Annotated in this window: 18 protein-coding genes; 1 reads left to right on the forward strand and 17 read right to left on the reverse strand. The window is 66.8% G+C overall.

The genetic code is table 11. The annotated features are described in order from the left end of the window. The 17 genes from A6A29_RS23420 to A6A29_RS44215 all read right to left on the reverse strand — a co-directional run. Nucleotides 1-1240 (reverse strand): class I tRNA ligase family protein (locus A6A29_RS23420; RefSeq protein WP_198953158.1); only part of this gene is annotated, 1240 nt, incomplete at its 3' end. A gap of 148 nt (nucleotides 1241-1388) precedes the next feature. Next, nucleotides 1389-2393, reverse strand: coding sequence for a GNAT family N-acetyltransferase (locus A6A29_RS23425; RefSeq protein ID WP_073722565.1), 1005 nt, complete (start codon nucleotides 2391-2393; stop codon nucleotides 1389-1391). Continuing rightward, nucleotides 2374-3105 carry a PIG-L deacetylase family protein gene (locus A6A29_RS23430; RefSeq protein ID WP_079182967.1) on the reverse strand — a complete coding sequence of 244 codons (732 nt, stop codon included), beginning with the start codon at nucleotides 3103-3105 and terminating at the stop codon, nucleotides 2374-2376. The genes A6A29_RS23425 and A6A29_RS23430 overlap by 20 nt, the downstream gene beginning before the upstream one ends. Then, a complete protein-coding gene (locus tag A6A29_RS23435) occupies nucleotides 3102-4259 on the reverse strand; it encodes a diaminopimelate decarboxylase family protein (protein ID WP_073722567.1) in 1158 nt (385 codons plus the stop codon). Before A6A29_RS23435 ends, A6A29_RS23430 begins: the two co-directional genes overlap by 4 nt. A gap of 4 nt (nucleotides 4260-4263) precedes the next feature. After that, nucleotides 4264-6240, reverse strand: a complete 1977-nt coding sequence (locus A6A29_RS23440) for a hypothetical protein (RefSeq protein ID WP_073722568.1) — start codon at nucleotides 6238-6240, stop codon at nucleotides 4264-4266. After that, entirely contained in the window at nucleotides 6237-7478 is a 1242-nt protein-coding gene (locus tag A6A29_RS23445; protein WP_143197053.1) for a class I SAM-dependent methyltransferase, read from the reverse strand. Before A6A29_RS23445 ends, A6A29_RS23440 begins: the two co-directional genes overlap by 4 nt. 22 nt (nucleotides 7479-7500) lie before the next feature. After that, nucleotides 7501-9000, reverse strand: a complete 1500-nt coding sequence (locus A6A29_RS23450) for a hypothetical protein (protein ID WP_073722570.1) — start codon at nucleotides 8998-9000, stop codon at nucleotides 7501-7503. 145 nt (nucleotides 9001-9145) lie between these two features. Beyond that, on the reverse strand, nucleotides 9146-10129 hold the full coding sequence (locus A6A29_RS23455) for an NAD-dependent epimerase/dehydratase family protein (protein WP_073722571.1): 984 nt from the start codon (nucleotides 10127-10129) through the stop codon (nucleotides 9146-9148). After that, a complete protein-coding gene (locus A6A29_RS23460) occupies nucleotides 10126-10467 on the reverse strand; it encodes a Rieske (2Fe-2S) protein (protein WP_073722572.1) in 342 nt (113 codons plus the stop codon). The genes A6A29_RS23455 and A6A29_RS23460 overlap by 4 nt, the downstream gene beginning before the upstream one ends. Beyond that, entirely contained in the window at nucleotides 10464-11510 is a 1047-nt protein-coding gene (locus tag A6A29_RS23465) for a DUF6687 family protein (RefSeq protein WP_073722573.1), read from the reverse strand. Before A6A29_RS23465 ends, A6A29_RS23460 begins: the two co-directional genes overlap by 4 nt. 21 nt (nucleotides 11511-11531) lie before the next feature. Beyond that, a complete protein-coding gene (locus A6A29_RS23470; RefSeq protein ID WP_143197055.1) occupies nucleotides 11532-12299 on the reverse strand; it encodes an ABC-2 family transporter protein in 768 nt (255 codons plus the stop codon). Nucleotides 12300-12361: 62 nt separating this feature from the next. Then, complete coding sequence (locus tag A6A29_RS23475; RefSeq protein WP_073722575.1) at nucleotides 12362-13189, reverse strand: ABC-2 family transporter protein; 828 nt, start codon at nucleotides 13187-13189, stop codon at nucleotides 12362-12364. Then, nucleotides 13186-14172, reverse strand: coding sequence for an ABC transporter ATP-binding protein (locus A6A29_RS23480; protein WP_073722576.1), 987 nt, complete (start codon nucleotides 14170-14172; stop codon nucleotides 13186-13188). The genes A6A29_RS23475 and A6A29_RS23480 overlap by 4 nt, the downstream gene beginning before the upstream one ends. Further along, a complete protein-coding gene (locus A6A29_RS23485; protein WP_073722577.1) occupies nucleotides 14160-14918 on the reverse strand; it encodes a sugar phosphate nucleotidyltransferase in 759 nt (252 codons plus the stop codon). Before A6A29_RS23485 ends, A6A29_RS23480 begins: the two co-directional genes overlap by 13 nt. A 52-nt stretch (nucleotides 14919-14970) precedes the next feature. Beyond that, nucleotides 14971-15831: a radical SAM protein gene (locus A6A29_RS23490; RefSeq protein WP_073722578.1), complete on the reverse strand. Its 861-nt coding sequence runs from the start codon at nucleotides 15829-15831 to the stop codon at nucleotides 14971-14973. Nucleotides 15832-15886: 55 nt separating this feature from the next. After that, the gene (locus tag A6A29_RS23495) at nucleotides 15887-17611 is read right to left on the reverse strand and encodes an AMP-binding protein (RefSeq protein WP_073722579.1); all 1725 of its coding nucleotides are present in this window, start codon (nucleotides 17609-17611) and stop codon (nucleotides 15887-15889) included. A 128-nt stretch (nucleotides 17612-17739) separates the two neighbouring features. Further along, nucleotides 17740-19056 carry a condensation domain-containing protein gene (locus A6A29_RS44215; RefSeq protein WP_107468299.1) on the reverse strand — a complete coding sequence of 439 codons (1317 nt, stop codon included), beginning with the start codon at nucleotides 19054-19056 and terminating at the stop codon, nucleotides 17740-17742. Nucleotides 19057-19912: 856 nt separating this feature from the next. On the opposite strand from A6A29_RS44215, the gene A6A29_RS23505 reads away from it, so the two are divergent. Next, nucleotides 19913-20410, forward strand: a complete 498-nt coding sequence (locus tag A6A29_RS23505; RefSeq protein WP_073722581.1) for a hypothetical protein — start codon at nucleotides 19913-19915, stop codon at nucleotides 20408-20410. Nucleotides 20411-20463 lie beyond the last annotated feature (53 nt).

Genomic DNA, 20463 nt, shown 5'->3' on the forward strand with positions numbered 1-20463 from the left:
CCATCAGGACGTAGTCGGCGATGAAGACGGGCACCTTCTCGCCGCTGACCGGGTTGGTCGCGTACGCGCCGGTGAAGACGCCGGTCTTGTCCTTGGCCTCGGCCTGCCGCTCGACTTCGGACTTGGCCGCGGCCTGCTTGCGGTACGCGGTGACGGCCTCGGCCGGAGTCGCGTGGCCGCCGGTCCACACCGGGTGGGTGCCCTCGGGCCAGGCGGCCGGGATGATCCGCTCGATCAGGTCGTGCTCGGGAGCCAGCACCATGTACGTCGCGCCGAACAGGGTGTCCTGGCGGGTGGTGAACACGGTGATGCTGCCCGCGCCGTCGACCGGGAAGTCGACCCGCGCGCCCTCGGACCGGCCGATCCAGTTCCGCTGCTGCAGCTTGATCGCCTCGGGCCAGTCCAGCGGGTCCAGGTCGTCCAGCAGCCGGTCCGCGTAGGCGGTGATGCGCATGTTCCACTGGCGCAGCTTGGCCTTGAACACGGGGAAGTTGCCGCGCTCGGAACGCCCGTCGGCGGTGACCTCTTCGTTGGCCAGGACGGTACCCAGGCCCGGCGACCAGTTGACGGGCGCGTCGGAGGCGTACGCCAGGCGGTACTCGCCCAGGACCTCGGCGCGCTCGGCGGCGCTCAGCGCGCTCCACTCACGGCCGTCGGGAGTCGCACGCGACCCGCTCTCGAACTGCGCGACCAGGTCGGCGATCGGCCGCGCCTTGTCGGCCTCGGTGTCGTACCAGGAGTTGAAGATCTGCAGGAAGATCCACTGGGTCCACTTGTAGTACTGCAGATCCGTGGTGGAGAAGGAGCGGCGGGTGTCGTAGGACATGCCGAGAAGGCGGAGCTGCTTCCGATAGCGAGCGATGTTGGCCTCGGTGGACACCCGCGGGTGCGTGCCGGTCTGCACGGCGTACTGCTCCGCCGGCAGCCCGAAGGCGTCGAAACCCATCGTGTAGAGCACATGGTGGCCGGTCATCCGCAGATAGCGGCTGTACACGTCGGTGGCTATGAAGCCCAAGGGGTGGCCGACGTGCAAACCCGAACCCGAGGGGTACGGGAACATGTCCATGATGAACTTCTTCGGCTTGGCGGCCAGCTCCGGGTTGCCCGCCAGATCGCCGGTCGGGTTGGACGCCTCATACGTGCCTTCGGCCTCCCAGAAGTCCTGCCAGCGTGCCTCGGTCTCCGTCGCCATGGCGGCGCGGTAGCGATGCGGTTTGACGGTCTCGGTGGACTCGCTCATGTCTTTCTGAGCTCCATATGGTCGTAGCAGGATAAATGTCCCCCGCACGGGAATCATGCGGCGGGACGACGGCGGCAGGACGGCGAGAGCGGCGGGCAGCGGCGCGCCTTGCTCGGGCACGCTGTTCACGCAGGTGTGTGACGGCGGGTCACAGGACGAGGTGCCACTCCGTCCAGCGCCTGCTGACGGTGAACCCGAGCGAGCCGTTGACCCGCCGGATGCCGTCGTTCGGTTCGGCGTTCCATGTCGCGATCGAGTGCACGGAGGGCTCCTTCTCCCTCAGCCATGTCATGAGGTCCTTCTTCACTCCCAGGCTCAGCCGTCTGCCGCGGTGCTCGCCGAGGACGACCGTGTCCCCCTGACTCGCCCAGCCTTCGTGGGCGGCATCGACGTAAGCGGTCGACAGTGCCACGAGACGGCCCTCGGACTCACAGAACGCAGCGACCGAGTAGGCACGCGTACCGCGTGCCGCACATCGCTCGTCGCGGGTCCGCACTCTCTGCACACTCCATGGGACACCGTCGCGGTCCACGTCTCCCGACGGTGCGTCGGATGTGGCCGTCGTGAGCGCCGCGACATCCGACTCGTATCCCCGGGGAGTCCGGCCGCACCATCTCACCGGTGAGTACCCGGGCACACCTGCCGCCGCGGTCACCTCTCCGGGCCGGGGGGCCTTCGCCCGGTCGAGCGCGCAGACCTGGCGCAGGAACACCAACGACGGCTTGGCCCCGGTGCTTCGGGCGAGCGCCTCACCGGGCGATCCGTTCAGCACCATGGCCGTGCAGCTCGTGGCTCCCGCCGCACGCATACGAGCCCGTGCGTGCTCGAACAGCCGGCGTCCCGCTCCGCACGACCGGGCCTCAGGATGCACGACGAGCAGCAGACTCGCCACGCGGTGAGTACCGGTGTCCGGCAGTTCCAGCACATACCCTCCCGCCGCCGGGCCCGTCCCACGGTCGCCGTCGCCGTCGCTGTCGCCGAGCCAGACTTCACGCGGCTCGTCGGACCAGCCATGAGCGGCCCAGTCGCAGAACGACGGCGCGGGAAGAATGGGCCCCTCCGGTGTTTCCGCCGCCTCTGCGGCACGGTGAATCCCGTAGAGCGCCCGTACCGCTTCCCGGTCGCCGGCCGGATCAATCCGATACAGATGCATTGCCTGCCTCCCGGCTCCGGACGAGGGAATCGGTGGGCGGGCGCCCGATGTGGGATGCGCGAGCCACGGTGAACGCCTCGGCATACCTGCCCACACCGGAGGTCACCCCGCGGTAGCGGTTCAGTCCGAGGGATCCTTCGTCCCAGGCTGTTTCCTCGATCTGCGAGTGATACTGACGCAGCGCCCTGCGCTTGCGGTCCGCGTACGCGGTGATGTCCACATGGACCGCAGGGTCGGACAGTGGCGTCCAGACCTCGTACTCGTACACCTCGCGGGCGGGTGAGGACACCGGCGGTCCGGCTTCCTCGTACACGGCGTACGCGGCGACCCATCGCGCTTCGTGTGCGAGCTTCGCCGCCACCCGATGCGTCGGGTCGTCCTCGTCAGCGTGCGGAACGTACAGGACATCGGGCCGGAATCTCCTGAACGCCCCCACCAGTTCCAGGAGCAGGCGCCGGCTCGGGGCCACCTGGACCGGATCCCCCGACAAGCTGACGATCTCGCTGACGCCCAGCACCGAGGCAGCCGCCCGCGCCTCGCTCTCGTCGGCACCACCGGTTCCGCACAGGTGCACGACCGCGACGAAGTCGCCCCGATCCGCATGCGCGCTCAGCGTGCCCCCGCAGCCGATCGTCTCGTCGTCCCTGTGCGGGCTCACACACAGCACGCGCATACGTGCCTCCCCCTGGCCGTCGTGTGTCACACGATTCATCCCGAAGCCTCCGTGTCGTCCCGCTCGTTCGTGTTGTCGCCGGGCGGTTCCGCTCCGGCCGGCAGGAACTCCACCCCGGGGGCTTCGTGGTAAAAGGCGTTGACCCCCGCCAAGTGGTACGCGCCGGCCCGCGTCAGCACGATCCGGGAGCCCACATCCGGCTCGCCCTCCACCGGGCGTTCGGGGAGCAGGTCCTCCTCCATGCAGGACGGGCCGGCGAAGGCAGCCCTCCGGTCAGGCCCGCCCCCGGATACCCGGTACCGCCCCAGCCAGGAGTCGTAGCCGGACAGCAGACCCACTCCGGCATCCAGCACATGCAGGCGCCGGCCCGCGCTGTCCACGGCGTCGACGCAGGTGGTGTGGAGCGTTCCGGCGTGCTCCGTCAGGAAGCGGCCGGGTTCCAGTACGGCTCCCAGCGAGGGCAGTCCGTACATTTCCCCCAGCCTCTGCGTCTCCTGATGGACGAGCCGGATGACCTCGCGCGCCGCTTCGGCGAAGTCGTCCGCGGCCGGCGTGTCCAGGTCCGGGGCGACGATGCCGCCGCCCCAGTCCAGGTGGCGGACGTCGCCGCGCGCCTGTCCGAGGTGCCGCAGCCCCTCGCCCAACGTCTCGGCACGGCGTTGCCAGTCCCGGGCGGAGGCCCCATGGGGCAGTTCCGAGCCGTGGACGTGCAGCCCGCTGATCCGTATGCCCGCGTCCCGGAGCCGGCCGGCCGCCGGGGACAGTTCCGCGAGGGGCAGCCCGAACCTGGACGTCGGCGCTCCGGGAAGCTGGATCCGCAGACCCACGCGCGCGGCTCTGCCGCCTCTCAGCGCGATGGCCCGTTCGATCTGATGATGCGATTCGAGATGGAGCGTGGCGCCCGCCTCCATCGCTTCGACCAGGAGCTCATCGGGCTTGGCAGGTCCGTTCACGATGATGCGCCGCCCCGGAAACCCTGCCGACCGCGCGAGGTGCAGCTCTCTTCGGCTGACCACCTCGACGGCCATGCCATGCGTCAGGACGGTTTCCAGCACCCGCGGATGCGGGTTGACCTTGGCCGCGTACGCCATCACGGGCGCCGACTCGTACGCGTCGAGGACCGACCGGATCCCTCGGGCCGCGGCACTCACCCGGGCCAGGTCCAGCAGGAAGAACGGTGTGACTCCGTCCATGGCGTCACTTCTGCTCTCTGTCCGCACGGTTCTCTCCTGACATCTCTCCGCCGAAGGCTCCTCGCAGTGGGTACGAGGGTGCCCACCGCGCTTCTTCCCGGGCATCCGGTGCGGGCGTGGCACCTGTCGGCTCCACCACCAGACCTGCCCATACGCCCAGTTGGGCGGCGTACTCGTACAGCTCACGCCGGGCTTCCCGCTCCAGGAGCGTGTGGTAGTCACTCCACGCGGCGGTCTCCGACGCCCCCGATGTCCGGCCGAAGCTCCGCCCGTAGCCGGCTTTCCGTACCGACCCCGAGTGCTCCAGGGCGGCGAGGGCGTGACGGTCCTCAAGCCAGAGGGAGTGCGCCAGCGCGGTCGACACCACGCCGCCCCGGTCGGCACGAGCACGCAGCGCACGGGCTGCCCCGGAGAGCCACGTCCGGTAGCAGGGCTCCGGGGCGAGCTGGGAGAACTCCTCACGTACACGGCTGAGAAGGGGCCACAGCAACTCCTCACGGGCGACGAAACCCGCGAGTTCGCCGCGCCCCGAATCGGTGACCTGGGACCGCCGGTGCTGCAGGGCCGTGCCCGCGACGCAACCCGGTACGCCGCGCGCCTGGAGGAGGGCGCCCACGGAGAAGTCCATGAGGCGGACCTTGGTGGCCCACATGAGCGGCGGCTGCGAAAGATGGCGGCCGGACAGCCCGACGACCGTCCCGAAGGCCGATGTCCATCGCTTCATGGAGACGGCGGGGGGAGCCTCGGAGAAGACCCGCCGCAGCGGAAGGTCTCCCTCCAGCAGCATGCCGAGTTCCGCAGCCGTCACCCCGTCGTTGAGGACCGCCTGGTGTCCCATTCTCGCGCGGAAGTCCGGATGGCCGCACGTGTGGAAGTGGACCATCCCGGCGTTCCCGTGCGGGACCCGCCGCACTCCGTCGAACTGCTCGAACCCGGAGTCCTCGTAGCCGGCACGCTGCGCTTCGACCGGCAGCGCCTCGGCATCGGTCGCATGCAGCATCCGGTCGACGATGTGCAGGATGTCCACGGGGTGCCGCTCGATCTCACCGCGGGCCTCGGCCGCCTCGAAGCTCTCCTCCCGCTGGTCCTTCCCAAGCGCCACACGCAGGGGCTCTCCTTCGCGGACGTCGTAGGAGAGGGAGGAATCGTTCCGGCCGGCCCCCGCGCTCCGCGCGTACGCGTAGGGGGAGGCGTCCTGTTCGATCCACACCACATCGCGTCCGGCGAAGCGCAGGAAGAGGGAGTTGGCGGTACCCGGCAGCCCCGGGGCGAGCACCCTGCTCAGTACGGCGGTGTCCTTCGCTCCGCCCCGGGCGGCGGCACGCGCCAGTATCCCTTCCCTGAACTCGCGTTTGAGCCCGGGCCGGGTGGAACCCGCCCATTCGGAGAAGCGAACGATCCTGCACGCGTACTCACTCCCGAACCGGGCGAGCAGGGCGTCCAGCGAGGCGCTCCGCTCCGGGGACGCGTCATCGGCCACGATCAGCGTCAGATCGCTGTGCCCGTATTCGGTCAGTACCGGAAGGTGTGCGGCCAGGGCCGTCTCGACCTGCTGCGGGTCCCCCGCTGTGGGCAGCACCAGCACGGGAGGCCCGGGGCCCAGCCGGCGGCGGCGTGCGGGCCTGACGCCCGCCAGCAGAGCATGCTCGTGCGTCGCTATGGGCCGCACCCTGCGGCTGGGACCGGGGCCTTGATCGCGAAGGGCACCAGTGTTCACCGCCGTCGGCCCGTCGGCTCCCGGGTACAGCTGGATCCCGGCGCCGAGGCGGAAGTTGAGTGCGCGCGCGAGGTCCCGCATCACGTTCCCTGCGGTGGCGCTCCTCAGGGCCAGACTGGTCCGCAGGCCGAGCAAAAACTCCAGGACCTGCTCCTCCGCGTGATCCGGGAAGCCCGACGTCGCCAACGTCCTGGGGGCGATGCCCAACTGGCGCAGCGCGTTCGCCCGCCCTTCCGCCACGACGTCGGTCCAGTTCCCGTTCACGAGCCGCCCACGGCCCGGGCGATCACCAGAAGCCGCTCGCCCATTCCCTGCTGCCTCAGCGATTCGGCCTCCTCGTCGTCCACCAGCCGGTCCGCCCGGAAGTAGTGGTCGTGTTCGGTCCAGCAGCCGAGGACGGAGAAGCCGGCATGCCGCAGCATGTCCTGGATGCTCTGGGGCGTGTAGAAGAAGAGGTGCTCCGAGAAGAGGTAGCCGGCGCCCAGGACGGCGGCGTCGAGACTCCCCTGGTTGGGCAGCTCCAACGCCAGGATCCCCCCGGGAGAGAGCATGCCGCGCAGCCGCTCCAGCTCACCGTAGGGGTCCGAGAAGTGCTCGAACACGTCCATGAGCGTGACAGCGTCGAAGGTCTCGCCCTTCAGGTCAGCAGCGGTTCCGACCTGCCATGTCGCCTGCGGGTACTTGCCGCGCGCCTGATCGATGCACCAGCTCGACAGATCGACTCCGCTCGCCTGCCAGCCGAGTCGGCCGAATGCTCCGGCCAACTCGCCGCTCGCGCAGCCGATGTCGAGGGACCTGCGGGCGCCGGCTGCCGCGTGGCGGGCGATCTGGCGCGCACGCCGGTCGAAGTGTGCGGTGCCGAGTATCACTCGCACCCACTCTTCGTAGTCCTCATAACCATGGGCCGAGGCGGCTCCCGGCCCGTCCGGGTCCGCCTCCAGACCGGAGAAGTAACTGCCCGACGGGTCCGCGTAGATCCCGCTCCATTCCTTGTCCTGCGCGCCGATACGTTCGATCAGGCCACAGGTGCCGCACCGCACCAGGGCCCCGGCCGGGCCGGTGTACGTCACACCCGGGCCCGCGCACGCCGGGCATGCCTGCCGCTCCGCGAGCTCCGGGGAGGACGACGCGGTGATGAACTCGTACGCGGTACGCAGCGCCGCCACCGGACTGTCCCGCACCCGTGCGCGGAAGGGTTCCGATCCGAGCATCGCTTCCATGGCGTCATAGGCGGGATGCCGGATCTCGCCCTTCGTGCCTGCCACGATGCCGCCCTCGTCGATCCGCACGGGGATGAGCGAGGTTTCGAGTTCCACGATGGCGTACAGGGTGCCGTCGATCACGGGCGAGCGATGGCTGAGCCGTTTCACCTTCACGCCCCCGATCTCCAGACCGTGGGGCGGGCGGTCGGCCGGACCGGCCAGAGCGGTACGGATCTCCTGAAGGTGGCCTGCGAGCGTCCGCTCCACCCAGGCCGCCTCCCGGGCCGTCGGTGCGCTCACTCTGACGGGGAAGACGGACAGGTCAGTTGCTGTGGGCCGATTCACCCAACACCTCCAGGGCAGATGCGCCGTCCAGAAAACAGGCGGAATAGGACATGACTTGGCGGGTGGTCTCCGTCACCGCCACCTCGCTCGGGGAGAGTTCACCGCCTGGACACAGGACATCGGAGAGATCACGGATGGCGGACCACAGCAGGAGGCCGTGGATGACGTCGGCCGGCTCCGGATGAGCCGGCCGGACATCCCCGGCCAGCAGCTGGTGCACACGGGCCTCCTGAGCAAGGTCCTCGACCGTTCCGGAGCCGAGGAGCCGTACCGCGTGCGTGGCCGCGTCGGCGAGCGACCAGTTCGCGAAGCGGCGCTGCAGCGTGCTCCAGGCGGGCGTCCGCTCTTCACGGGCGCGGTCGGCCGCGGCCCGGACCCCGGCCACCCGCGACGCCACGTCCGCGTCGAGACGCTCGCGGAACAACGGGGTGAGCCCTCGGCCCGCGAAGCCCGGCGGGGCCGCCCGGCCGGTTCTTCCCTTTTCCGGTCCGCCGCCGTCCCTGCCCGTGCTGCCGGCCGGCAGCGCCGCGACGGAGGACGACAGGAGGAACAGGCGCCGGACGGTACGGTCCAGCAGGCTGGGCCGCTCCTCCCCCAGCCGTCCCTGCACCTCGGCGACCAGCTCGGGCGTCCAGCCGTCGGTACTGACCAGAGCGACGATGCGCGCGTGGTCGTCCACCAAGGCCGCGGAGCCCGCCGAGGCCGACCGCAGAAACCATTCCTCCACACTGGACATGATCAGGTTGGCCTCCAGCAGCCGCTGCGGGGCCTTGTGGAGCAGTTCGCGGTGGGCCAGGAGTATGCCGGCTTCCTGTGTGAAGTAGTAGGCGAGGGACAGCAGGTTCCGCGGATCGAGCGGCAGGCTGTCGGCGACATCGGCGCCGTACAGCGTGGGGGCGACGGCATAGGTACATCGGACGGCCGCCGCGACGGTGCTCCGGCGCAGGTCGTAGGGGTATGCGTCGCCGTCCTCGAAGCACCATTCGTCCAGGTGTCCCGCCGGGTCGGCGCCGGCGATGATGCGGCTGTCCACCACCAGGAAGTCGAAACCCTCGATGCCGCCGTCGACCCCGCCCCCGGCCGGTGTGATGGCCACTTCGGGATGGTGTTCGAGCACGAGCTCCCGTCCGGCCGGTACGTCGACGATGACCCCGAAGTCGACCTCGCGGGAGGGGAACGCCGACCAGAGGAAGGACCCGTTGGCAACAACGGAGCGGACGGTCAGGCCGGGGCAGGAGAGCTCCACCACACGCAGCAGTTGAGGCACGACGGCTTCCGCCCGCGAGAGCCGCTCGTCTATCCAGCCCCGGGCCCCTGGCAGATGCCTCAGCCACCAGTTCCGCTCGCGCCATCCCTTCGGAGGTCCGTTCCCCGCTTCCCCTCGGGGAGCACGGAATGCGAATTCGGCGTGCCTGGGCGGCAGGAGCCAGCTCAGAGCGGGCTGCACCAGCAGGGCCGTATCCGTCTTGTCCAGCACCGTCCACCCTCCCGCAGCAAGTGCCGGGGGGCTGGAGTCCGCTGTCAGCCGCAGTGTGTGACCGGCTATCGCCCGGGACCAGAGGGCACGTGCCGAGCCGGCGGTGTTCACGCACGGTGGTGAGGGGATCTCGGGTGGGGGGAGCTCAGACATCGTAGACGCCATGGAGGTCCCTTCCCGAGACGTTCTCGATGACACGTGCGAGGCCCGTCTCGAAGGGGGTCGGGGAGAACGGACCGACCAGCCCGTGCAGCTTGCTGCTGTCCGCACGCAGGAGCGTCACCTCACTGCGCTGCGGACGCATCCTGGCAGGGTCCCGGCGCACTACGAGCTCGGTTCCCAGCAGTTCGCCGATCAGGACAATCGTTTCGTCAATGCTCCTGGCCTGCCCCGTCCCGATGTTGACCACCTCGTTCTCGGCCCCTGGACAGCACGCCAGTTCGACCAGAGCCCGTGCCGTGTCCGTGACGTAGTTGAAGTCCCGGCGGGTGGAGGTGTCGCCCATGTGAAGGACGGGCGAGGAGAGTGCCTGAGAGATGATCGAAGGGATGACGGCCCTGGTGCTCTGCCTCGGCCCGTAGAGGTTGAACGGCCGCACCACCGTGACAGGCACGCCGAAACTGCAGGAGAAGCTCTCGCACAGCTTCTCCGCGGCGATCTTGCTCGCCGCGTAGGGCGACTGAGAGACGAGCGGGTGCCGCTCGTCGATCGGCTCGTACTGCGCCGAACCGTAGACCTCGGAGCTGGAGATGTACACGAAACGGTCCAGGGGCAGGTCCCGGCACGCCGCGAGCAGGTTGTGCGTTCCGTGGACGTTGGTGGTGAGGTGGGCCTCCGGTTGCTCATAGCTGTGCGGTACGGAGATCAGTGAGGCGAGGTGAAAGACGATCTCGGCGCCTTTCACCAGGGCCGTCGCGCACTCCCGGTCGCGTACGTCCCCGTAGACCAGCTCCAGGTCCGGGTTGTCGATATGCGCGAGCCAGCCGGGGTTCTTGCCGGAGGTGTAGCGGACCAGGGCCCTGACCCGGGCTCCCCGCTGGAGCAATGCCTCGACCACATGGCTTCCCAGGAAGCCGCCCGCGCCCGTGACGACGACAGGTCTGCCGGCGAGCGGCGTTGGTGACGTCATGACCTCTCCCCCTGCTGTTCGATGAGTTCCAGCCCATCCCGCTCGATGAGCAGGTCGTCCTGCTCGAAGGAGGCGGCGATCACGGGCAGTGCGTGTCCGGTGGGCCCATGCATCTTCCGGCCGTCCACGCAGTGGAAGACGGAACGGTGCCACGAGCAGACCAGGGTGCGGCCGATGACATAGGCGTCGTCGAGTGGCGCGCCCCTGTGGGGGCAGAGTCTCCGGTGCACCATGGGTTCACCGGCCACCAGACGTGCTACGTAGGGACCGTCGTCCGACGCCAGGAGCAGCAGGCCCCCCTCGGCCAGTCGGCGGCGTACGTCCTTCAACCGCGTCATGCCTGCTCCTTCGAGGGCGGGGCGATGGGGGCCTCGGTGAACCACTGCGCATGGGACGCCCAGCGCAGCGCCGGCTGCCGCCGGGCCCTGGCGAAGAAGTCGACGGCGATGGCAGCCATGGCTGCGGGCGGCAGGGCGCTGGGCGCCGGTACCGCGTCCTCGCCGTACATCAGAAGCATGGGCGTGGCCGTCGCCGGCGATTCACAGAACCAGGTTCCGCTGTCCCCGCCCTCGTTGAGCTCATCGGCGAGGATGTCGCCCCGGACGCGCGGGCCCGGCGTCCTGGTCTGGAGGTCGACGAAGGACTCGTACCGGAAGCGGAGGCTGTGGCGTCCGTCCGGCCGTGTACGAAGTACGTGGAAGCAATCGGTGCGGGAGTTCACCACGTAGTCGTGGAGCGGCACTTCGGTGTCGTGGAGGACCGCGAGGTCGAGCTCGGGGAACTCCTCCATGGCATCGGGGCGGGAGTCCAGATACGCCCTGGAGCGATTGATGTCAGCCCATTCCTCGCCCCAGCTCTCCGCCCAGCCTCCCGGGTCTGCGAGGCACTCCTCGACCAGACCGAGCATCCCCTCGAAGAGCAGCGCGGTCGCTCTCTCCACGGAGTGCGCCGCGGGGCCTGACAGGATCTCGCGCTGCACCGACTTCTCGGCGGCGAGCAGGGCCAGACACGACTGCACGGCGGAATCCCGCGTGTCGACGTCGAAGTCGCCGCATATCGCGGTGTGTTCCAGCACGGAACGGTGCCGCAGGGCCTTCTCGGGCTCGACCAGGCACCACAGGCTGAGAATCCCGTCGATGTCGTAGTGGTCGCAGGTGACCGCACGCGCCGAACCGATGAGTGCGTCCCTGCGGGCGTCCTCCGTCGTGAGCAGCGCCAGAGCGGCTTGCGTGCTGACGTCACCCTTCAGATCCGGAGGCGTTCGATTGCCTGGCCAATGACTCAGCTCCAACACCGTGTCGTGAGTCCGCAGTCCATCCACGAATACGTTGGACACGCCGTCGAGCGCCTGACCGAAAGGGATATAAGGAAGAGACCGCATCAATGCCCTCTTTCGCAGTTCTCACAACTGAGCACCCGCCGCGCTGCCCGACTCGTAGCGACGCAAGCCGCGGTAGAAGATAGCCCTGGAGATCACCAGAGCACCTAGCGAAACCGCTATGGCGACAGCGGCGTAGGTTGCACTGAAGTCGCCTATCAGATGCACGGGGGCGAGATTGATGTAGGCCGCTGGAATAATCGTGAAGAGAACTCCCCGCCAAACCCCCTGGAATATGGTGCCGGGATACGTGGAGCATTGGAGGAGCGCCCCGACCAAGTACCCGCCGAAGCTGTCCATGCCCTTGAGCCAAAAGCTCAGCGACCCGACTATCAGCACGAAGGAGGCGACGATGGCAGCGGTTATTCCGGCAGCCAGAAGCAATTGCGCAAACCCTAGCAGGGTTGCATTACCGAATACCAGGTAGGCGAAGAAACCGAACCCTATGTCCGCAAGATAGGAAGTCCCTGTGACACTTGTCAACAACGGGAGCAGGGGCGGGCAGGGCAGCAGCAGGAAGACATCGATCTTCCCCTGATAGACCAGCGAAGGAAGGCTGTGGATGTTCCCGAACAAAAGGAAGACCGAGCCGAATCCGATGGTGGTGCATGCCCAGAGTTCCACCATGTCCTGCGTCTGGAAGCCTGACACGGGTGAAATACGGGAAAGGAAGACGCTCCAGAAAGCCAGGAACATCGAGTTGCTTGCCACCGCAGTCATCATGCTGACCAGCAAGGGGCCGGGGGACTGCATGTCCCGCGCGATGCTGGACCGCACGAACGCTCGCAGCACGGCCCAATGGCGACGACCGTCCGAGATGAGGTCCCGCCTTACAGATCCGTCGGGAGACACTTTCAGCTCCCCCCCAATTTTCCGCCGGACAGCGACATACGCAGGGAAACGCCCGCCAGGACGGCCAGCACGAAGATCCAGCCGGCCTGCGCCGACACGATGCTGAGCAGTTCACCGTTTTCCACCCCGAACACCAGTCGCGCCGGGTCGTAGAGGGACAGCCGGAACGGCAGCCACTCGGCGACGCGCTGGATCTGGTCCGGATAGAAGTCCAGCGGCAGAAGACCGCCCCCCAGAAGCAGGGTCAGCCGGTGCCAGGCCATGTCGAGCGGCCCGGAGGTGCCCAGGACGAGGCTGAGGCACCCGATGTTCAGGGCGACCCAGAAACCGATGAGCAGACTCAGCCCCATGACCACCACGAGGCCGGACACCGTGCGCCAGGACAGGTCGGGGAGGCCGGCACCCGCCGAGGCGGCCAGTGCCATCGCCGCTCCGGTGACCACAAGAGTCACCACGGCCTCGCCGAGATAGGAGGCCAGGCGGGAGAAGACGAAGGGCATGGGCTGCAGGAGCCGGTACCCGACGGTGCCGTCCTTCAGCTCTTCGCTGATCTTGCCCGCCAGACGCAGGCTGGGACCCAGCAACGCCTGGGCGATGACCAGATACCACACGAGCGAGATGAAGTCGTACTTTCCGTTGCCGCGGAATGTGCTGTCGGGCAGGACCACCGACCACAGCGTGATGAGGATTCCCATGCTGAGCGCCACGAACACCGCGTTCAGCAGCAGACTGCGCGGATGGCGCAGGGACGACGCCGCACCCACGCGGAAGAGGGCGCCGCCGGCCGCCGCGTGCCGTCCCAGGGTGGCGAGCCGCAGACGTTCGGTCATGACCGCCCTTCAGTGGTCGGGTGCCCGGCGGCGCTGTGCCTCCGGTAGAACCCGGCGATCACTTCCTCCAGCGGAGGCTCAGTGATCTTCAGGTCCGCAACCGCGTTGACCTGCAGCAGTTCTGCCACGACCTCGTGCACCGGTGTGAGGGACACATTGACGCCCAGGCACACCTTGCGGTCCTCACGGAGCACCTCCGTGACGCCCGGAAGACGGACCGGCCGATAGGGGCTGACCAACTGGAGGTGGATCTGCCGTTCCTCGACGGATCCCGACGTCAGCTCGTTGAGCGAACCGCCGAAGATGCTCCGGCCGTTGTCGAGGATGAGCACCCGCTGAGCCAGCTGCTCGATATCGGCGAGATCATGACTGGCCAGCAGAATCGCCGTGTTCTGGGTACTTCCCAGACGGCCCAGGTGGTCGCGGAGTTCCTGTTTGGCCAATATGTCCAGACCGACCGTCGGCTCGTCGAGGAGGAGCAGGCCCGGGGAGTGGATCAGGGCAGCCATGATCTCGCAGCGCATGCGCTGCCCCAGCGACAGCGAACGGCCGGGCTGGGCAATGAAGTCCGCTGCGGAGAAGAGCTCCGTGAGTTCCCCCACCCGGCGTTCGACATCACGCCGGTCCATTTCATACATGCGGCCGATGAGACGCAGACTCTCCAGCGCCGAGAGGTGATACCACAGGCGGGAACGGTGGCCGAGCATCACACCGATGTGCCGGCTCAAGGACCGGCGTTGTTTCCACGGGTCGAACCCGCATACACGTATCCGGCCCTCGGTCGGAGGCAGCAGCCCGGTCAGCAGCTTCACCAGTGTGGACTTACCGGCACCGTTCGGGCCGATCACTCCGAGCGTCTCAGTGCCCAGCGTGACGCTGAAGTCCTTCAGGGCACGGATCTCGCGCTGTTTACCACCTCTCCACCGCGAACCCTCCCGCACCACATAGACCTTGCTCACCTCTGCGACATCTATGACCTGCATGCCAGCCCCGTTTCACTGTCCGGCGCCGACATGCGTGCGGCCAGCGTCTGCGCCTCCATGAAGCGATCGGGTTCACCGATGTCACAGCACACGGACCCGGTCGGCAGGAGGTACTGGCGAACGCGCAGCCCCTGGCCTATCGCCCGCTCGATGAGGTTCGGCATGTCGTCCGCTCCCTGGCTCCGTATGCACATGCGTGCACTCGGAGCCAGGAGGTAAATGCCGACCGCGACAACCTTTCGGTCCACCGGCTTTTCTTCCAGGCCCCACAACACATCGTCGTCGTCGGCGTGCAGGACCGCGAAGGGAGAGCTCGTCTCGGTCACGGCTCCGGCCACCGTGACGTCCGCCTCACCGCGGAGATGTTCGCCGACGATCTCGCCGAGGTCGACATCGGTGAGGAGATCACCGTTGAGCACGAGGAGGTGCGCCCGGTCCTCGTCCAGCTCCCGCAAAGGAGCCGCGGTACCCAGTCCGCCGGTATCCCGCCGTGGCGTGATGACGAGCGAGGGCCACTGCCCGGCATGGCTCGCCACGTACGCCTCGACCAGGCCCGCGTGGTTTCCGAGCAGAAGGCTGACGCGGGTGAGGCCTGCCTTCTCGATCGAGTCGAGGACATAGTCCAGGAGTGCACGACTGCCCACGGGCGCAAGGACTTTGGGCAGTACGCTGGTGACAGGCATCAGCCGCGTGCCGAGTCCTCCCGCCATGATGGCGACGTGTACGTGCTGATCGTCTGTTCTCATCTCTCACTGCCTCGTTGGACGTGGTGAATACCAAGGGCTCCGGCCGGCACCCTCAGGACCGGCGTGTGCGTACACGGACTTCGTAGTCGGCGTCGAGCTGGCCGCAACCGGCTCCTTCCTTCGATCCGAGCTGAACGGAGTAGTCCGTGTGCAGCCCCGCCCTGAGCAGGCGTCTGGCGAACCCCAGAACAGCGCGCGAGGTCGGGCTCTTCAGGAGCAGCCGGGGATCCGGATTGGCCGGGACGAGCTGAACCTGGAACCACTCCGGGTCGATCAGATCGACCAGCTGCTGTGCGTGGTCCGCCGTGTCATTCACGCTCTGGATGAGGATGTAATTCAGGTTGACCCGGCGACCGGAAGCCTTTGCGAACTCCCGTGCCGCTACCAGCACATCCGTCAGCGGGTACTTCCGGTTGATGGCCATGATGCTCGTGCGCAGCGGGTCGGTGGGCGCATGGAGCGAAATCTGCAGCTTAATATCAGGCGCTTCTCGAATCAAACGCTCGATACCGGGAACGATGCCCACCGAGGAGAGCGCGAAATCCATCTCGGGGTAGCGTCCGGTGAGCAGCTCCTTGGACTGCAGCACCGCATCAAGGTTCATCAGGGGCTCGCCCATCCCCATGTAGGCGACTTCATGTGCACGCGTCGGCGTGAATTCTTCACTCGCATACACCGCATCGACCTGCCCAGCGATCTCCTCACCGGTCAGGTTTCGCCTGAAATCAAGGAGACCGGTGACGCAGAAGGTACAGCTCAGGGTGCATCCGACCTGGGAGCTTATACACATGGCATCTTTGTCCCGGCCGTCGTTCATGCGGAAGAATACGGATTCCACCCTGCTGGCATCCGAGGTCTCCAGCAGGTACTTCACGGCGCCGTCTCCGCAATCCAGCCGTTCGATGATCTTCATATTTGCCTCCGCGGCTCTGCTCGAAGTGACTGGCGTGCTGAAGGATGTCCCGCCCTCAGAGCTGAGTGATTGCTGTGGCGGGACGCCCCGCGCTCCTGACCAACTCGGCCATGTCTCGGAATGACTCGCACTGGAGGCAGTCATTGACTTCCAGCTCCACACCGATGCGGGCCTGCACGGCAGCCACCAGTTCCTCATAGCTGAGGGAGTCTCCCCCCAGGTCGAGGAAATCGCTGTCGTCACTGACCTCGGATTCCGGTTCGAGGATCTCCTGCCAGATCTTGCGCAGCTCCTCCGCTGCCGATCCGTACGACAGGGCTTGTGCTGCGGGCATCGGTCGCTCACGAAGAGCACGCTTCAGGACCTTGCCCGACTGACTCCGCGGGATCTCGTCCACCAGGATGAAGCGCTGAGGAACCGATGGTCCGGGCAGCCGCTCGCCGAGGTAGTCCCGGAGTTCGGAAAATTCGATGTGCCGGTTCAGCTTCACTGCTGAGATCAACAACGTACGGTCGTTCTCCGCCAGCTTCCCGTACACTGCCGCATCCTCGATTGCGGGGTGCTCGAGAAGCACTGCTTCGACCTCCAGTGTGCCCACTCGATTTCCGTCAATATTGACGAGATCCGAATCCCGGTCCACCAGGACAAGTGAGTCTTTGTCATCCAGATAGCCGAAGTCTCCGGTGAATATCCAGCCGTCCCGGGACTCTTCTTCCTTCCACTCGGGGGCCTGCGAGAAGGTTCTGCCCTGTACGCCGGCTGTACGCAGCCACACAGGTCCCGTCTCACCCGGACCGGTGTCCTGTCCTGGCTCGCCGATCCTGATCTCCGTGGGTGGCACAGGCGCACCCAGCGACCGTGGCCGCGCCGGATCGAATTGAGTGAAGAGGGCGGCGGGATACGTTTCCGTCGAGGCGTAGTAGTTGTAGATCCCGGCCCCGGGGAACGCGTCGACCAGACGCCGGAGCAGAAACGGACTGCTGTTGTCTCCGGTCACCACCACGTGGGTCAGTGACGAGACATCGTGCGTATGGACGGAACCGGCCACCCTCTTCGCCAGATGTGGCACCAACGTGACTTCTTGCACTCGATATTTTTCGATCGCCCCCGCGATGCCGGAATGATCGCCCTCGGGAGCGACGACGCACATCGGCCGCATGTGACCGAGGGGGCGCATCAGGGCGAAGAGCCCGAGCTGCGTGCCGATGACCGGTGCGTAGAGCTGCACCGGCCGCTGCCCGGCTCGCCGCACACCCTCCGTGAATGCGGAAAGAAGATTCGCGTGCGGAATATGGACGACCCGGTGCTTTCCCGAGGTTCCGGAGGTCGGAATGAGTACGGCTGTGCCGTGGGGATCCCGCCCGAGTCCGGGAAGGCCGGCGGCGGGTTCGGATCGAAGCAGGTCGGAGTACTCCACTGTGCCGTCCGCGAGGCCTGGCCCCTCCGACACCGTCAGCTTGATGCCGAGACGCTCCATCAGCAGTCCCACCTGCGCGGCAGGGAGCGTATCGGGCAGCGGGACCGGTACCGCTCCCGCACGAACCACGGCGAAGAAGAGCCGCATGAACTCGAGCCACGAGTCACGGCGCAGCCTGATACCGACCCGGTCGTCGCACGCCACGCCGACGGCGATCAGCTGGCCGGCCAGCCGCTCGGCGTCCCGTCGCCATGCGTCATAGGTGAGGGACGTCCCCCACACCGTCGTCACGGCTGTCTCTCCTCCGTCCTCATCTGCGGCTGCATCAAGCAGATCAAACAGATTGGCATACGGGGCTGCCAAGGCATTCTCCTGTCCTGAGTGAACGAATTACCTGATGGAGAAAGAATGGATCGGACGTGGGTTATCGCAAGGTCATTCTATTCACCGGCACAAGGCGTCCGAATACCCGACGCATTGAACGACCGGTTCTACTCCAGTGCGGATTCAAAGGTGTCCAGAATGCGAAGCACATCCGGCTCCCCGACCAGGGCCTCACTCACTCGCCCCATCAAGGAAACGCACTCCTCTGACACCGTCACGTGAAGAGCGTTCGACCCGATCAGGGGATTGTCGCCGAAGAGATGCGGTGATTTGTGCACAGGATCTGGCTGGCGCGAGATCTGCACTTCTCTGTCCGCTGCGGGCGAATCCGGAACAGCCGTCGGATTCTGACCTGACGTAGAACTCGGCTCATGAATGATATTCAATCGAAGTACGGCGAGGCCTTTTTTGGCACCGAATCGCTCGATGGTGATCCGATCCCGTTCCCGCTGATCAAAATGACCATGACGAATTCCTCGCTCAATCGCATTCCGAGATTGCGCCATCAGCCCCTTTATGCCCAAGGACGAATCCGTACAGAGCGATATCAGACTCATCTGGCTCAGCGAACAGATCGAGCGCTGCATGCCTGAGATCTGGCGATTGGAAACCGTCAGGAAAAACATCATGTCCGGTTGTCCAGTAACCGATGAGAATCCCTTGGCCAGTGCGGCCAGCAACAGCGTGGCCGGAGTGACCCGATTCACCAGTGAATGTTTCCTCAGTCCGGCACGAAGACGCGTCGAACGCAGGGAGTACATGATCTGACTGTCATCGGGAACTGGAGCCCGACGCCAGAAACGAGGAAGGAAATCTTCCGCAATATCCAACTGGGAACTGTGGTATTCGATCGCCAGGGCACTATTACTCGCCCCCTTCGAGGACTGTTCATAGGAGGCGACTTCGATCGGCTGCATCACCGTTCCCGGCAGGCTCGCCTCATCATCCTCAAGCAGTCGGCCAAGCTCATCGACAAGAGTGTGAAAGCCATGAAGATCAGTCGCTACATGATGAACCGACAAAGCCACTTCAGGAAGGCCGGAGGGTTGTGGAACCAGAGCGCAGGCCAGGGGAAGGTCGACCGTCATGTCGTGACCGGGGCTCAGTAGCAAAACAGCGCCCGCGACGGATTCCGCACCCTCGGGGAATTCGCGCAATACATCCCGAACGAGACCGTCCGCCTGCCAGACGACTTGCCGGGCAGAGCCATCCGGACCGGATTCGCACGTCGTGCGTAAGCCTTCGTGCCGCGTGATCAATCGATGAAGGGCACGCGCCAAGTGGTCTCGGCCCACTACCCGCGTCGGCCGAATTCTTCCGAAAATTTGCTCCGGCTCGCAGTGCCTTCGTTTCCAGTAGACCCATTGGCGCCAGCAGAGCGGCCCTTCACGTTCCCGTATTCTCTCCATCTCTCCGTCCCCCATAGCGTTCCTCGATCCCGCATGATTCCATCCGCCCGACAGCCCATTCCCCGGTGCGGCAACGCCTCGGCCCCGGGCGAGGCTCCGGAAGAACAGGAAGGAGACTGCCCGGCGGCAGCTCTCGACCGCTCTCGTGGCGTCCTGCTCAAGGGCTGTGCGCCGACTATTTCCCAGTGCGCACAGCCCCTCCGGAGCAATGCCGAAGAGCGTGGGACAGCCCTAAGGGCCAGGAGCTGTCACGTGATCGCGAGGTTGGATCCCCCTTGGCGGACACACGGGCTCCAGTGAAGAGGCACCCCGCGGTGAGGCCCGCCGTGGCACTCCTGTGGAACAGCCGTGTGGGCCGCGTAGCTGCACCGATGCACCAGCACCGAGCAACCGAACCATCGCTCGTCCCCCTCCCCACTTGTCCCCGAACAAGGCCAGTACTGAGTGGTAAATCGATACACTGATGTTAGGAATCCCGCTGGAGCGGCGTCAACCGCTTGTAGCCTTTAATTTCAAGGAAGTTAACGGACGTAGTGGTAGACAAAGTGCAGTGCATCGATACACAGATACGCTCAGCGGCTCCGAACCGGACGTGTCCGACATACCCGCCGGCAAGCCAAGAAGCCTCGTCAGATGCCGGAACCGGAGGCATCGGGCCTCAACGGCATCCCGGTTGACGCCGCTCCGGAGGCCACATCGCCATCGTTGCGACAGCCTGCTCAGTTGTCCGCCGGTGTGCGCACGGCGCCGGACGCCGCGACCGCATCCGTCGCCCCGTCAGCCCAGAGCCGGTCTCGACTACACCGCGGTGCCCCTTGCCGGGACGACGTATCTGCGCGGTGTCCTCCCCGGGCGGGAAGCGGTCCGAATCGTGACCGGCCCAGCCGACGCGGCAGCGGCCGGAGAACTGGTCGCCTACGAGATCCCGCTCACGGACGAGGACGACGAACCGGTCGCAGCCCCTCTGATCCTGGGCTGGACACGAACGCTCGCATCCGGCGCTCTCCCCCACGTGAACACGTCCGTGATGGGCATGGCCCTGGTCCCGGTGGACACCGCCGTCCTCGAAGCCGCCGCCCCGACCCGCACGGACCGGGCGCTGCGCGTGCTGCGGACGCTGGCCTGGCCATATCTTGAGACACCGCCGAGCCCCGCACTCTGCGGCTTCCTCCTCACCGGACAGGACAGCATGCGCCTCTACGTCGCGGTCGAGGAAGCCGTCGGCCTGATCGCGGCCGACGTACGGCTCACCGGCGCGCTGACAGCCCTGCTGGCCGCACTCCCCGCACTCGTCCACGAGAAGGAACGCTGGGAGAAAGACACGACCGACCCACACTGCGTACACGCCGTCGACCTGACCGCCTGGTGACGGGCGGCCGCACGGGAGCACCGCACGGGCAGTCACCCCGGCCAGACCGACGC

The organism is Streptomyces sp. TSRI0281 (genome assembly GCF_001905125.1).
In the GTDB taxonomy this organism is placed as follows: Bacteria; Actinomycetota; Actinomycetes; order Streptomycetales; family Streptomycetaceae; genus Streptomyces.